At 62.3% G+C, this 398-nt stretch carries 1 protein-coding gene; it reads left to right on the forward strand.

Going from position 1 to position 398, the window contains the following annotated elements; translation table 11 throughout:
• Positions 1–398, forward strand: a 398-nt coding sequence (locus tag ACYU7G_RS17160) for a reverse transcriptase domain-containing protein (RefSeq protein WP_461110053.1), incomplete at both ends; no start/stop codon positions are given.

Here is a 398-nt window from a genome sequence, read left to right on the forward strand (position 1 = left end):
GGGTCTATCCTAGCTAGCGCCGAAGGCGTTAGGCAGGGTGACCCTCTAGGCCCTCTCCTCTTTTCCCTAGCGTTCCGCCCGACCTTAGAACGCCTAGGGAAAGAGCTCCCCGGCGCGACCTTAGTCGCCTACCTCGACGACGTCTATATCCTCTCGAAGGATAACTCGGACCTAGTCGCCCGCGCCGGTAAGGCCTTCGAGGGGTCCCCTCTAACCTTAAATAAGGCTAAGAGCTTCTCGAGGTCTATCGAATCCCTCCGGCAGACCGGTCTAGGCGCCCTAGGCACCTATATCGGACCCCTAGGAGCCCGCCGCGCCTTCCTCCGCGGGCGCCTAGACTTCCTCGCTACCGCACTCGAGGCCCTAGTCGACCTACCGCGGCAACACGCCCTCCTCCT

It is taken from the genome of Tessaracoccus terricola, from assembly GCF_054776555.1.